The sequence below is a fragment of the Pseudomonas sp. LF020 genome (genome assembly GCF_053456425.1).
This window is the reverse complement of record NZ_JBRFIX010000008.1, coordinates 294,709-309,288: the sequence shown is the minus strand read 5'-3', so window position 1 is coordinate 309,288 and position 14,580 is coordinate 294,709. Positions and strand designations below refer to the sequence as shown.

General features: G+C 60.1%; 12 protein-coding genes. 2 read left to right on the top strand and 10 right to left on the bottom strand.

All coding sequences use genetic code 11. The features are described 5' to 3' along the window. Positions 1-5: 5 nt before the first annotated feature. The gene (gene pcaC / locus ACU680_RS20375) at positions 6-398 is read left to right on the top strand and encodes a 4-carboxymuconolactone decarboxylase (RefSeq protein WP_003222417.1); all 393 of its coding nucleotides are present in this window, start codon (positions 6-8) and stop codon (positions 396-398) included. A 93-nt stretch (positions 399-491) separates the two neighbouring features. Here pcaC and ACU680_RS20370 read toward each other — a convergent pair whose 3' ends face one another. The 7 genes from ACU680_RS20370 to emhA form a co-directional block, all read right to left on the bottom strand. Beyond that, the gene (locus tag ACU680_RS20370; RefSeq protein WP_448180368.1) at positions 492-1,310 is read right to left on the bottom strand and encodes a methyltransferase domain-containing protein; all 819 of its coding nucleotides are present in this window, start codon (positions 1,308-1,310) and stop codon (positions 492-494) included. A 21-nt stretch (positions 1,311-1,331) separates the two neighbouring features. Continuing rightward, positions 1,332-1,688, bottom strand: coding sequence for a DUF1641 domain-containing protein (locus ACU680_RS20365; RefSeq protein ID WP_448180367.1), 357 nt, complete (start codon positions 1,686-1,688; stop codon positions 1,332-1,334). Positions 1,689-1,714: 26 nt separating this feature from the next. Further along, positions 1,715-2,905, bottom strand: coding sequence for an NAD(P)/FAD-dependent oxidoreductase (locus ACU680_RS20360; RefSeq protein ID WP_448180366.1), 1,191 nt, complete (start codon positions 2,903-2,905; stop codon positions 1,715-1,717). A gap of 182 nt (positions 2,906-3,087) precedes the next feature. Beyond that, entirely contained in the window at positions 3,088-4,347 is a 1,260-nt protein-coding gene (locus ACU680_RS20355) for an OprD family porin (RefSeq protein WP_367083539.1), read from the bottom strand. A gap of 365 nt (positions 4,348-4,712) precedes the next feature. Then, positions 4,713-6,173 carry an efflux RND transporter outer membrane subunit EmhC gene (emhC, locus tag ACU680_RS20350; protein WP_007963178.1) on the bottom strand — a complete coding sequence of 487 codons (1,461 nt, stop codon included), beginning with the start codon at positions 6,171-6,173 and terminating at the stop codon, positions 4,713-4,715. After that, positions 6,170-9,319, bottom strand: coding sequence for an efflux RND transporter permease subunit EmhB (gene emhB / locus ACU680_RS20345; RefSeq protein ID WP_007963179.1), 3,150 nt, complete (start codon positions 9,317-9,319; stop codon positions 6,170-6,172). The genes emhC and emhB overlap by 4 nt, the downstream gene beginning before the upstream one ends. Before the next feature lie 3 nt (positions 9,320-9,322). Then, complete coding sequence (emhA, locus tag ACU680_RS20340; protein ID WP_007963180.1) at positions 9,323-10,477, bottom strand: efflux RND transporter periplasmic adaptor subunit EmhA; 1,155 nt, start codon at positions 10,475-10,477, stop codon at positions 9,323-9,325. A 267-nt stretch (positions 10,478-10,744) separates the two neighbouring features. Here emhA and emhR point away from each other — a divergent pair, with 267 nt between their 5' ends. Then, on the top strand, positions 10,745-11,377 hold the full coding sequence (gene emhR / locus ACU680_RS20335) for an efflux system transcriptional repressor EmhR (protein ID WP_027614407.1): 633 nt from the start codon (positions 10,745-10,747) through the stop codon (positions 11,375-11,377). Between the two features lie 344 nt (positions 11,378-11,721). Here emhR and ACU680_RS20330 read toward each other — a convergent pair whose 3' ends face one another. The 3 genes from ACU680_RS20330 to ACU680_RS20320 all read right to left on the bottom strand — a co-directional run bounded on the left by ACU680_RS20330 (position 11,722) and on the right by ACU680_RS20320 (position 14,577). Continuing rightward, positions 11,722-12,171, bottom strand: coding sequence for a hypothetical protein (locus tag ACU680_RS20330; protein WP_367083543.1), 450 nt, complete (start codon positions 12,169-12,171; stop codon positions 11,722-11,724). A 159-nt stretch (positions 12,172-12,330) separates the two neighbouring features. Next, positions 12,331-13,380, bottom strand: coding sequence for an alkene reductase (locus ACU680_RS20325; RefSeq protein WP_448180365.1), 1,050 nt, complete (start codon positions 13,378-13,380; stop codon positions 12,331-12,333). A 30-nt stretch (positions 13,381-13,410) separates the two neighbouring features. Next, entirely contained in the window at positions 13,411-14,577 is a 1,167-nt protein-coding gene (locus ACU680_RS20320; RefSeq protein ID WP_108590685.1) for an MFS transporter, read from the bottom strand. Positions 14,578-14,580: the final 3 nt, after the last annotated feature.

The window sequence follows — 14,580 nt, the reverse complement described above, 5'->3', positions numbered from 1 at the left end:
TTTTTGTGGACGAGAAGCAACGTTACGACGAAGGCCTGCAGGTACGCCGCGCGGTATTGGGCGATGCCCACGTTGATCGCAGCCTGAATGCACTGACCGAGTTCAACTCGGAATTCCAGGAGATGATCACCCGCCACGCCTGGGGCGACATCTGGACCCGCCCGGGCCTGCCACGGCACACGCGCAGCCTGATCACCATCGCCATGCTGATCGGGATGAATCGCGAGGCCGAGCTGAAGCTGCATTTGCGTGCGGCGGCCAACAACGGTGTGAGCCGGGGCGAGATCAAGGAAGTGATCATGCAGAGTGCGATTTACTGCGGGATCCCGGCGGCGAATGCGACGTTTCATCTGGCGGAGTCGGTGTGGGATGAGCTGGGGGTTGAATCCCGGGAGTAGGCATCAGAATCAAAAGATCGCAGCCTGCGGCAGCTCCTACATTTGGAATGCGTTTCCCTGTAAGAGCTGGCGCAGGCTGCGATCTTTTGATCTTCAAACCCTGGCAACAATGAAAATCCGCTTGAACGGAAACAGCGTCTGCCCGTTTTTCTCCGGCGGGTAATGCTCGTGCACCCGCATCAGGAAGTGATAGATAAACCGCGCCTGTTCTTCTGAATCCAGCGCCTGCATCACCGGCCGCAGCGCCGAAACCTTCACCCAGTCGTACACCGGCGACTTGCCGTCAACCACCTGCAATTGCTCGGTTTCCCAGATATCCAGCGACGTGGTCAGCGGCGCCAGCAAGCGGTAGTAATCCTCCAGCGTCAACAACGGCCGCGCCGCCATGCGCCGGCGCAGTTCTGCTGTGCCGATGGGGGTGTGTCCCGGGCCGGCATCGTCGAGGGTGTCGAGCATCAATCGATACCACGGGGCATCGCGCCAGTCCGGCATGTGCGCCGCCAGACAGCCGCCGGGGTTGAGATGCCCCAGCAGGCGCGGCAGCAGCTGTTGATGATCGCCGATGAAATGCAGCACCGCCGCCGCGAGCAGCAGGTCGGCGGGTTGTCCGGGTTGCCAATCGAGCAGGTCGCACTCTTGCCATTGGGCGTTGATCGGCAGGCAACGAGCCTGATCAAGCATTTGCCGCGAGCTGTCGACCCCCAGCAACTGCGCACGCGGCCAGCGCTCGGCCAGCAACTGTGTGGCGATGCCGGTGCCGCAGCCCAGGTCATAAATGCGTTTGGGGTCGTGCAGATCGACACGGTCGAGCAATTCGTTGACCGGGCGCTGGCGCTGAAGGGAAAACTGCTGGTACGCCTTGGCGTCCCAGTGAGTGCAGGCGTTCCCTGCCGTTTCGAGTTTGGCGCTCATGAGGAGGTCCTCTCTGGCGGATTACAGTTGTCGTCCAATGACGTTGAGGGTTTTCAGGACAACGGCCACGCCTTTGCGTGTGTCCTCTTCATTCAGCAGTTTGAGTAACGCCAGAGTGCCCGGTGCCGCTGACTGTGCCGATATCTCGGCTTGGGCCAAGCGCACTGCATTACTGACTGTCCAGGTGGCGGCAGTGCCGCTCTCGAACAATTGCGCGAGTTTTTCCACAACGGCCGCGTCGAGCAGATCGGCGATGTCGGAAGCCAGTGAAAGCAGGTCGACAATATTCTCCAGGCGTCCGCCGTCGATTAACGGCTGCAGTTTTGCCATCAAGGCAGTGAAGCCGGGCGTGGCTGACATTTCCTCGGGCATGTTCATGAGCAATCACTCCTCCCTGTGCAGGGTCAAAGCATTCCCCGGGCCACCGCCCAGTAAAGACCGCGATTGAAACCGTTTCTGAGCAGACCGCCCAATTTGGTCGGGGGTGTCGGCAATACATCGTGGACGTAGTCGTACCAGAGTGGCATCCCGGCATTCAGGCCCATTTGTGCTACCGCCTGTACCCGACCGTCGTATACCGAGTTGGGTACGCCAAGACGGATCTGGGCGGTGATGTTGTTGGCGATCACCGGCGCCTGGTTATGACAGGCGCCGCCGGCCTTGCTGACCGGCAGGTCGACGGTGTCGCCGATCACGTAGACATTCTCCAGGCCGTAGACCTGCAGCGTTTCGTGATTGGTCGGCAGCCATCCTTCATCATTGGCGGCTTGTGAGATGCCGCACTCGCGCACCACCTCGACGGCCTGGATTGGCGGAGTAGCCATCAGGATATCGAAGGGTTGCGCGTCGCCCTCGGCCGAGTAGGCGACTTTTGCATCGGGATCCACATGGCTCAGGGTGAAGCCGCGCTGAAATTGAATGTTTTTCCGGGCAAAAATGCTCGGCAGGATTTCACCCGTGGGACGCTGCAAGAACAGACAATTGCGCAATAGCTGGGCAACCGTCGGGTAGGTGTAGATGATTTCCACTTGCTCGCGAACGCCCCGGCGACGCAACAAATCATCCAGCATCAATGTCGTTTCCACGGGCGCGATTCCGCATTGGTGCGGGACGTTCGGTGTTTGCGGGAAGGACACGGTAATGAAAATCCGGCCTTTTTCGATGCTGTTCAGGCGTTGCGCCAGCTGCCGGGCAGGAAGGTATTGATAGAAGTGGTCGCCGGCTTCTTGCAGACCCGCGATGCGTTCCGGCGCCGGTACGCAACCGGTGGCGATCACCAGAAAATCATAGTCGAAGCGCTTGCCGGTTCGGGTGCGCAATTGCTGCCCGGAAAAGTCGAAACGGGTGACTTCTTCAACGTGGAAACTGATTTCCGGGCGCAACAATGAGCGTTCCGGACGTTTGAGTTCCTCTTCGAAGAACTGACTGAACGCCACGTACATGAACGCAGGTTTGTAGTAATGATCGGGGGAACTGGACAGCAATGTGATCGAGACGTCGCCGCGTAGAACTTCGGGATACAGCTTGCCGACCAGTTGATTGGCCAGCATGGTTCCACCTACACCGCCACCGACGATAACTATTCGCTTGCTCATACCTGACCTCCGTGGCCAAGGCGGCTTCGCGTACAGCATCCGGAGATAACGGAAGAAAACTAAGGGCTCCTACAGCAGGCTGGAGAATTTACACACTCTGTTGACTGTATCTGCGCCTCGACAAATCGCCAGTCCGGGCTGACCAGTGGTTGATGCCGGCGCCGTAGCGCCGGCGTGCGGGTTCAGAGCAGGCTGATCGGATAGCTGATGATCAGACGGTTTTCGTCGAACTCGTTGTTGCTGAAGTCGCGGCGCAGGGTCGAGTTGCGCCAGCGTACGTTGAGGTCGCGCAGGGTGCCGCTCTGCACGGTGTAGCCCAGTTCCGATTCGCGGCCCCACTCCTTGCCATCGGTGATGGTTCCGGTGTGCACGTTGTCGCCGCTGATGTAGCGGTTCATCAGGGTCAGGCCGGGGATGCCCAGGGCGGCGAAGTTGTAGTCGTGGCGCACCTGCCAGGATCGCTCCTGAGCGTTGTCGTAGCTGGAGTTGTAACTGTCGTTGGCCAGGGTGCCGCCGCTGGTGCCGTTGACGCGCATCCAGGCGCTGTCGCCGGTGAGTTTTTGCAGGCCGACGTAGAAGGTGTTGCCGCCGTAGCGAGCCGAGAACATCCCCGACCAGGTCTTGTTGTCGAGTTCGCCAGCGCGGGCGCTGCCATCGTCCTTGCCGTAGAAGAAGCCCAGGTTGGCGCCCAGCGTCCAGTCGCCGAGTGGCTGGCTGTGTGTCAGGTTGAGGTATTGCTGGCTGTAGATGTCCTTGAGTTCGGCGTTCCACAGGCCGATCTGCGTGCGTTTTTCGTTGAACTGGTATTCACCGCCCTGAAAGTTGAAGCGATCGGAGGTGAACGCCGCTTTGCCGAACATCGACATGTCGCTCATGCTGCTGTCATCGCGCGGGCTGTTGGCGCGGAACTGCCCGCCATAAAGGGTCAGACCGTTGATCTCCTTCGAGGTGATCTGCCCGCCACGGAAGGTTTGCGGCAGCGAGCGGCCATCGTCCGAGCGCAGGATCGGCAGCACCGGCATCCATTCGCCGACCTTCACTTCGGTCTGAGAGAGCTTGGCCTTGAACGCGACGTTGGTGCGGCCGAAGTTGTCCGCCGGCCGCCCGTCGTGATCCAGCGGCAGCAGTTGCGTGCCACCGGTGCCTTTGCCGCCATCGAGCTTTACCGAGTACAGGCCGAGCACGTCCATGCCGAAGCCGACGGTGCCCTGGGTAAAGCCGGATTTGGCATCAAGGATGAAGTTCTGCGTCCACTCTTCAGCCTTGCCCTGGGCCTTGGTCGGGTTGGTGAAGTTGCGGTTGATGTAGAAGTTGCGCAGGTTCAGGTTGGCGCTGGCGCCTTCGACAAAACCGGCTTCTTCGGCTGCGGCGGGCAGGGCGACGCCGGTCAGGGCCAGGGCGATCAGGCCGGGGAGGGCGTACGGCGCAGTTGGATGAGTCATCGCAGGGTCTCTTGTTATTTTTTTTAGGGCGAACGGGTTCGTTGCGCCGCTTTCGGGGCGGGCAAGAAATTGCAGATTCAGGGTTAAGGCGGCGGTGATCAGCCGGGCGAGGCAGGGCGCGGGAGCATGGTGTCGAACCTGTTGTTATTGGTGTTGTGGAGCGAATGGTGCGGGGGGCGGGCGGACGGATTCAATTGGCTAAAGCGGGTTTTGGGCGATTATCGAACAGCAAAAGATCGCAGCCTTCGGCAGCTCCTACAGGGGGAACGCATTTCAAATGTAGGAGCTGCCGAAGGCTGCGATCTTTTGATTTTCAGGCAACAAAAAGCCCGCCAAATGGCGGGCTCCTTGTGTTCACCGGAGGATCAGAACAGCTTCATCTTCGGTGCTTCTTCTTTCAGCGGTTCGTTCTGCGCGGTCTGCGCATTCCAGCCACCACCCAGGGCCTTGTACAGGTTGACCGCACTGGTCAGCTGCGCGAGGCGGTCGGTGATCAGTGCCTGTTGCGCGCTGAACAACTGACGCTGGGCGTCGAGGAAGGTCAGGTTGCTGTCGACACCGATGCGATAACGACGCTCGGCCAGGCGGTAGTAATCCTGGTTGGCCGCGACGAAGTCACGCTGCGCCTGCAGCTGCTCGGTGTAGGTCTGGCGCGCGGCCAGGCCGTCGGCGACTTCCTGGAAGGCGGTTTGAATCGACTTCTCGTAGTTCGCCACGCCAATGTCCTTCTGGATCTTGGCGTAGTCGAGGCTGGCGCGCAGGCTGCCGGCGTTGAAGATCGGCAGGTTGATCTGCGGCTGGAACAGCCAGGTACCCGAACCACCCTTGAACAGACCGGACAGGTCCGGGCTCAGGCTGCCCGCGTTGGCGGTCAGGCTGATGCTCGGGAAGAACGCTGCACGGGCGGCGCCGATGTTGGCGTTGGCCGCTTTCAGGTTGTACTCGGCTTGCAGGATGTCCGGACGACGCTGCAGCAGGTCCGAAGGCAGACCGGCCGGTACATCGCTCAGCAGGTCATCCGACAGCGGTTTGGCCGCTTGCAGATTGGCCGGGATGCCGGTGCCGAGCAGCAGGGTCAGGCTGTTTTCGTCCTGAGCCACCTGACGGGTGTACTTGGCCAGTTGCGCCCGGGCGTTTTCCACCGAGGTACGCGACTGCGCCAGGTCCAGCGCCGAGGCCACACCGACTTCGTTGCTGCGGCTGGTCAGCTTATAGCTTTCTTCAAACGCACCGAGGGTGTCTTGCGTCAGCTTGAGCAGTTCCTTGTCGGCCTGCCAGGTCATGTACGCGTTGGCCACGCTGGCCACCAGACTGATCTGCGTGCTGCGACGCGCTTCTTCGGTGGCGAAGTATTGTTGCAGCGCTTGTTCGCTCAGGCTGCGCACCCGACCGAACAGGTCGAGTTCGTAGGCGCTGATGCCGACGGTCGCGGTGTAGGAGCTGGTGATGCCCGCTTCACCGGTCTGCGAAGCCCGTGCCGGAACGCGCTGGCGACTGCCGGTGGCGTTTGCCGAAACGGCCGGGAACAGGTCGGCACGCTGGATGCGGTACTGAGCCGCATAGGCGTCGATGTTCAACGCCGCGACACGCAGGTCGCGGTTGTTTTCCAGCGATACCTGGATCAGTTGCTGCAGGGCCGGGTCATGGAAAAACTGCTTCCAGCCCTGCTCGGCAGCGGCTTGCGCCGGTGCCTGGGCCGGCGAGTAAGCCGGGCCCTGCGGGAACTGGTTCGCAACCGGTGCTTCTGGCCGCTGATAGTCAGGAATCAGCGAACAACCGCTCAGCACGAAGGCGGCGACTGCGATGGAGAGTAGCGACTTGCTCATTGGCCAGCCTCTTTAGGAGTTTCAGTCGTCTCATCCTGGTCGGCGATTTTACGCTGGCCCATGGACGAAACCGTGACGAAGAACAGTGGGACCCAGAAGATCGCCAGAATCGTAGCCGTGAGCATACCGCCAATCACGCCCGTACCGATCGCATGCTGGCTGCCCGAACCTGCGCCCGTGGAGATAGCCAACGGTACTACACCGAGGACGAACGCCAGCGAGGTCATGATGATCGGTCGCAGACGCATGCGGCACGCTTCGATCGCCGCATCGCGCAGACTGCGCCCTTGTTCATGCAGCTCCTTGGCGAACTCGACGATCAGAATGGCGTTTTTAGCCGCAAGACCGATGGTCGTCAACAGGCCCACCTGGAAGTACACGTCGTTGGACAGCCCACGCAGGCTGGTGGCCATCAACGCACCGATGATCCCCAGCGGTACCACGAGCATGACCGCGATCGGAATCGACCAGCTTTCATACAGCGCCGCCAGACACAGGAACACCATCAGCAGCGACAGGGCGTACAGCGCTGGCGCCTGCGAACCCGAGAGACGTTCCTCGTAAGACAGACCGGTCCAGGAGATACCGACACCGGCCGGCAGCTTCTTGGCAATCGCTTCGACTTCGGCCATCGCTTCACCGGTGGAGTAACCCGGCGCCGGAGACCCGAGAATCTCCATCGCTTCCACACCGTTGTAACGCGCCAGTTTCGGCGAGCCGTAGATCCACTCGCCCTTGGCGAATGCGGAGAACGGCACCATGGTCCCGGCGCTGTTGCGCACGTACCACTTCTTCAGGTCTTCCGGGCTCATCCGCGAGCCGGCCTGGCCCTGGATGTACACCTTCTTGACGCGACCGCGGTCGATGAAGTCGTTGACGTAGCTACTACCGAAGGAGATCGACAGGGTGCTGTTGATGTCGGAAATGCTCACGCCCAGGGCGCGGGCCTTCGCATCGTCGATTTCCAGATGATATTGCGGCTCGTCGTTCAGCCCGTTCGGACGCACCTGGTAGAGCACCTTGCTCTGCGCAGCCATGCCGAGGAACTGGTTACGCGCTTCCATCAGTTTTTCGTGACCGATACCCGCGCGGTCCTGCAGGAACACGTCGAAACCGGTGGCGTTACCCAACTCCAGTACTGCCGGCGGGGCGAAGGCGAACACCATCGCATCGCGGAAGCTGAAGAAGTGCTGCTGGGCGCGCTGGGCCAGGGCAAACACGCTGTTGTTCGAATCACGTTCGTGCCACGGCTTGAGCATGATGAACGCCAGACCCGAGCTCTGCCCACGACCGGCGAAGTTGAAGCCGTTCACGGTGAACACCGACGCCACTGCGCCCGCTTCCTTATCCAGCAGATAGGAACGCATTTCGTCGATCACGACTTGCGTACGTTCGGCGCTGGAGCCGGCCGGGGTCTGCACCTGAGCGAACAGTACGCCCTGGTCTTCTTCCGGCAGGAACGCGGTCGGAATGCGGGTGAACAGCCAGATCATGCCGACCACGATCAGGACGTAGGCCAGCAGGTAAGGCGCTTTGCGCGACAGCATGTTGCCGACACCGCGCTCGTAGCTTTTCACGCCACGGTCGAAGCTGCGGTTGAACCAGCCGAAGAAACCTTTTTTCGGCGTGCCGTGCTCGCCTTTCGGGATGGCCTTGAGCATGGTGGCGCACAATGCCGGGGTGAAGATCAGGGCAACCATTACCGACAGGGCCATGGCCGAAACGATGGTGATCGAGAACTGCTTGTAGATCACACCGGTGGAGCCGCTGAAGAACGCCATTGGCAGCAGTACCGCCGACAGCACCAGCGCGATACCGACCAGAGCGCCCTGGATCTGGCCCATGGACTTTTTGGTCGCTTCCTTCGGTGACAAGCCTTCTTCGCTCATCACCCGCTCGACGTTCTCCACCACGACGATGGCGTCGTCCACCAGCAAGCCGATGGCCAGCACCATACCGAACATGGTCAGGGTGTTGATGCTGAAGCCGAACGCCGCGAGGATGCCGAATGTACCGAGCAATACCACCGGCACGGTCATCGTGGTGATGACCGTGGCGCGGAAGTTCTGCAGGAACAGGAACATCACCAGGAACACCAGCACGATCGCTTCGACCAGGGTTTCAACCACACCCTTGATCGATTCGGTCACCACCGGGGTGGTGTCGTACGGGAACACCACTTCCATGCCTTGCGGGAAGAACGGCTTGAGTTCGTCAATCGTCTTGCGTAGCGCCTTGGCGGTGTCGAGGGCGTTGGCGCCGTTGGCCAGTTTTACCGCCAGACCAGACGATGGCTTGCCGTTGAACTGCGCCGAGATGGTCGAGTTTTCGCCACCCAGACCAACGTCGGCGACATCGCCGATGTGCACTTGCGAACCGTCCTGGTTGACCTTCAGCAGAATCGCCTTGAACTGCTCGGCAGTCTGCAGACGGGTCTTGCCGATGATCGTGGCGTTCAGTTGCTGGCCAGGCAGCGCCGGCAGGCCGCCGAGCTGACCGGAAGACACCTGAACGTTCTGCGCCGAGATCGCGCTGCTGACATCAGCCGGAGTCAGGTTGTACTTGTTCAGCTTGGCCGGGTCGAGCCAGATGCGCATCGCGTACTGGGCACCGAAGACCTGGAAGTCACCGACACCGGCGGTCCGCGAGATCGGGTCCTGCATGTTCGACACGATGTAGTTGGACAGGTCGTCCTTGGTCATGCTGCCGTCACGCGACACCACGCCGATCACCAGCAGGAAGTTTTTCACTGCCTTGGTCACGCGGATACCCTGTTGCTGCACTTCCTGCGGCAGCAGCGGGGTGGCCAGGTTCAGCTTGTTCTGAACCTGAACCTGCGCGGTGTCGGAGTTGGTGCCTTGCTCGAAGGTCGCGGTGATGGTCATGCTGCCGTCGGAGTTACTTTCCGAGGACACATAACGCAGGTTGTCGATACCGTTGAGCTGCTGTTCGATCACCTGGACCACGGTGTCCTGAACCGTCTGTGCCGAAGCACCCGGGTAGGTTACGGAGATCGCGATGGCCGGAGGCGCAATGCTCGGGTACTGGTTGATCGGCAATTTCAGGATCGATAGTGCCCCGACCAACATGATCACCAAGGCAATTACCCAGGCGAAAATCGGACGGTCGATAAAAAATTTCGACATGAGTTACTCCCCTTTGCCGCCAGCGGCTTTGTCAGCTGCTTGAGCGGGGGCCGGGTTCTTGGCTACGTTGGTCGCTTCGGTCGGATTGACCTGAACACCTGGGCGAACGTACTGCAGACCTTCGGTGATCAGACGATCGCCGGCTTTCAGGCCATCCTCGATCAGCCACTGGCTGCCGACGGTACGGCTGGCCTTGAGCTGACGCAGTTCAACCTTGTTGTCCGCGCCGACAACCAGTGCGGTTGGCGTACCTTTGAGGTCGCGGGTCACGCCTTGCTGCGGCGCCAGAATGGCCGCGGCGTTGACCCCGGCCTGCAACTGGGCACGCACGAACATGCCAGGCAGCAGGGTGTGATCCGGGTTCGGGAACACGGCGCGCAAGGTCACGGAGCCGGTAGTCGGATCCACCGATACTTCGGAGAATTCCAGCTTGCCGTCGAGCTTGTACTGGCTGCCGTCCTCGAGGGTCAGCTTGACTGCTGCCGAGTTGTCGCCGGCCTTCTGCAGACGACCGCTTTCCAGCTCGCGGCGCAGTTCGAGCAGCTCAACCGAGGACTGGGTGACGTCGACGTAGATCGGGTCCAGTTGCTGGATCGTCGCCATCGCGTCGGCCTGACCATTGCTGACCAGCGCGCCTTCGGTCACCGAAGAACGGCCAATGCGGCCGGAGATCGGCGCGTAGACCTTGGTGTATTTCACGTTGATCTGCGCGCTCTGCAGCGACGCTTCCGATTCCATGCGATTGGCGACGGCGGTGTCGAATTCCTGGCGGCTCACGGCCTGCTCATCGACCAGTTGCTTGTAGCGGTCGGAGATCGACTTGGTCGAACGCAGGTTGGCCTCAGCGCTTTTCAGGGTCGCTTCATAGACTGCCGGATCGATCTGATACAGCTGCTGGCCGGCTTTGACGTCGCCGCCTTCCTTGAACAGACGTTTGAGAATGATGCCGTTGACCTGTGGTCGAACTTCAGCGATGCGGTACGCACTGGTGCGCCCCGGCAGTTCCGACGTGAGGGTGAACGCTTGTGGTTGCAGGGTGACGACGCCGACCTGAGGAGGCGGAGCGGCTGGAGCCGCTTCTTCCTTTTTACATCCGCTGAGCAGCGATGCCAGGGCGACGGCAGTGACCAGAGCGGTAACAGCTGGCTTGAATTGCATGAAGATCCTCGGGTCAGGCGCGCACATTGCGCACAAGAAGTGTGAAAGGGTAAAAAAATCGGGTCGAGTGGATAAGTAGCTTGCTAAGGAATATACTTACGTTCATGGTTGTTTGTAAATAGCTTGGCGTCGTACCCACCCTGTTACAAAATGCGTCGCAAGGTTTGAAATTGTAGGCCGGGGAGCTGATTCGTGAGAGATCGGCCCCCTCTTTATTCAGCGGATATTCAGCCATCCCTGAAACATCCCGTTTGAGGTTTTACTGCCATGGTCCGTCGTACCAAAGAGGAAGCTCAGGAAACGCGCAGCCAGATTCTCGAAGCGGCCGAGAAAGCGTTTTATGAAAGGGGCGTGGCGCGCACGACCCTGGCGGATATCGCGACAATGGCCGGCGTCACGCGCGGGGCCATCTATTGGCATTTCAGCAACAAGGCTGATCTGGTGCAGGCGATGCTCGACAGCCTGCATGAACCGCTGGATGAATTGGCCAAGGCCAGCGAGAGCGAGGATGAACTCGACCCGTTGGGGTGCATGCGCAAGCTGTTGATCCATCTGTTCCATCAGGTAGCCCTGGATCCGAAGACCCGTCGCATCAACGAGATTCTGTTTCATAAGTGCGAATTCACCGATGAAATGTGCGATCTGCGCCAGCAGCGCCGCACGGCCAGTCTCGATTGCAACCTGCGCATCGGCCTGACCCTGCGTAATGCGGTCAATCGCGGCCAGTTGCCGGAAGATCTCGACACTGCCCGGGCGGCCATCAGCATTCATGCGTATATCGATGGCCTCCTGTATGGATGGCTGTTGGCGCCGGACAGCTTTCAATTGCATGCCGAAGCCGAGCGCTGGGTCGATACAGGGCTGGATATGCTGCGCCTGAGCCCCAGTCTGCGCAAATGAAACAAAATGCGTAATTGAATCTATCCGTGTCAAGACTTGAAGCGGGGAAATGTCCCTGCTTCAAGACTTTCTGTAATGGGGTGCTTTTATATACGTACGTCGGCCGGGTTGATAGGTAGCGAGCTACGTATTTTGTAGGGGTTTTGTGTCGACTGTGTGAATGAGTGTTAACGCTGGGGCTAAAAGGGCGCCGAGCAGCCGATACGCACCAACCGGTCCGTTTTGTTTCTGTGTCCCCTGTGCCCGATTTTTACCACTGGGCTGCGTCACTTCCGATGGGCTGGAGCCACGGTGGTGAGTTGCCTTGCGCCTTTACCGTTACTGCATGAGGGGGTAACTCTCTATCAGTCCGATGGCGTCATAAATGCGACCATCTTATTGCTGTAAGGATAAACCGGGTTTTCATTTGCCAATAATGCGTCGCAGGTGATGGGTTCGGCGCCAATAGAGAAAGCATTTTTATCCCAGAAGAGTTCGAATTTTGGAGCCCGGTGCCCCGCCATTTTTCTGTAGCAATAACTGAGCGAGGTGTCGAACTGTACTTTCTGTTTGTAGTTGGTGTAACAGACGTAAGTGCTGAATATCTCTTTTTTGATATCGTAATCAATAACGATGTCCTGCTTCAGATGAGGATCTCCCTCAAACATCATAAAGACGGTCTGGTAAGGAAGGATCTTATCGATAGGGGTCAAGGGTGGGTGCTTTGGAGAGGAATCATCAAGCCAGAAAGTAGAATCCGTGGCATTGGTGATTTGCAGGAGAAATGTAAGTTTATTTGGGTCTATATTGTTCATTTTTATATATCCTTGCTTGATTAGGTTGGTTGATGTGCAAGTGGTAAGTTGCAAGGCGAAGTTTAGGTTTGTATTCTTTCGAAGGCGAATCTTTAAATGTGTGCAAATAAAAAAGCCCTGACTCTTTCGAGGCAGGGCTTACTTGTTGGTTGATGTTTTTTACAGCGCTGGATAATCGATATAGCCGACCGGGCCTTTGCCGTAGAACAGTTCAGGACGCGCATCGTTGAGCGGTGCATCGGCCTTCAGGCGGGCTGGCAGATCCGGGTTGGCAATGAACGGTACGCCGAACGCCACCGCGTCTGCCTTGCCTTCAGCCAGCCAGGCATTGGCGCTGTCCTTGGTGAAGCGTTCGTTGGCGATGTACGCACCACCGAAGGCTTCTTTCAATTGTGGGCCGAGGCTGTCGGTGCCTTCTTTCTCACGGGAGCAGATGAAGGCGATGCCGCGCTTGCCCAGCTCGCGAGCCACATAAGTGAAGGTCTCGGCCAGATTGTCGTCGCCCATGTCGTGGGAGTCGGCGCGGGGTGCCAGGTGCACGCCGACACGGCCGGCGCCCCAGACGTCGATCGCCGCGTCAGTCACTTCCAGCAGCAGACGTGCACGGTTCTCCAGGGAGCCGCCGTAGTTGTCGGTGCGCTGGTTGGTGCTGCTTTGCAGGAACTGGTCGAGCAGGTAGCCGTTGGCGCCGTGGATTTCCACACCGTCGAAGCCGGCGGCTTTGGCGTTTTCGGCACCGGTGCGGTAGGCCTCGACGATCTCGGCGATTTCAGCGGTTTCCAGAGCACGCGGGGTCGGATAGTCGGCCAGTGGGCGAACCAGGCTGACGTGACCCTTCGGCTGGATGGCGCTCGGCGCGACCGGAGTTTCGCCATTGAGGTACGACGGGTGCGAGATGCGGCCGACGTGCCACAGTTGCAGAACGATCTTGCCGCCGGCCGCATGCACCGCTTTGGTTACGTTGGTCCAGCCGCGCACCTGGTCGTTGGACCAGATGCCCGGGGTGTCCGGGTAGCCAACGCCCATCGGCGTCACCGAAGTGGCTTCGGACAGGATCAGACCGGCGGAGGCGCGTTGCACGTAGTACTCGGCCATCAGCGCGTTCGGTACGCGGCCTTCATCAGCGCGGCAGCGGGTCAGCGGGGCCATGATGATGCGGTTGGACAGCTCGAGGTCGCCCAGTTTGATCGGATCGAAAATAGTTGCCATGTGTACAACCCTCGTCAGTGAAGTGGTTAATCAGTGGGTAGCAGGGGCCAGGCCGGCATCGCCGTTCTGACGGAAAGTGATCAGGGTCACCAGCAGCGCGAGTACCGCCAGGGCTGCTGCGGCCAAGGGCACGCTGGTCAGGCCGAAACCGTGGGCGATGACGCTGCCGCCGACCCAGGCGCCCAGGGCGTTGCCGATGTTGAAAGCGCCGATGTTCAGGGTCGACACCAGGTTCGGTGCGGCCTTGCCGAAGGTCACCACGTTGACTTGCAGCGCCGGGACGGCGGCGAACGAAGCGGTGGCCCAGAGGAACAGAGTGATTTCTGTCGGGATCAGCGCAACGCTGGTCCAGCTCAGTACGGTGGAGACCACCGCCATCGCCACGAACACGCCGATCAGGGTCGCGCCGAGACGCTTGTCCGCCAATTTGCCGCCGATGATGTTGCCCACCGTCAGGCCGAGGCCGATCAGCAGCAGGGTCCAGGTCACGCCTTTTGGCGAGACGCCGGTGACGTCACCGAGCAGCGGTGCGACATAGGTGAAGAGGGTGAACATCGACGCGGCGAACAGCGCGGTCATGCTCAGCGACAGCCAGATGCCGGCGCCTTTGAGGGCGGCGAGTTCGGCGCGCATGTCGAGTTTTTCCTCGTCACGCTTGGCCGGCAGGAAGCGGATCAGACCGATCAGCGCTACCACACCGATCACGGTCACCGCCCAGAAAGTCGAACGCCAGCCGGCTTCCTGACCCAGCGCCGTACCCAGCGGTACACCGAGGACGTTGGCCAGGGTCAGGCCGGTGAACATCAGCGCCACGGCGGATGCACGCTTGTTCGGCGCCACCAGCCCGGCAGCTACCACAGAACCGATACCGAAGAACGCACCGTGGCACAGCGCGGTGACGACACGGGCAAACATCAGCACGTTGTAGTCACTGGCGATGGCGCACAGCAGGTTACCGACGATGAAAATCCCCATCAGCGCTACCAGTGCAGCCTTGCGCGGCAGTTTTGCGGTGGCCAGTGCCATGAACGGCGCACCGATGGCCACGCCCAGGGCGTAACCGGTCACCAGCCAGCCAGCGCCGGGGATCGACACACCGAGGTCGGCCGCCACATCGGGCAGCAGGCCCATGATGACGAACTCGGTGGTGCCGATGGCGAAGGCGCTCAAGGCCAGAATGAGTAGCGAGAGGGGCATTTA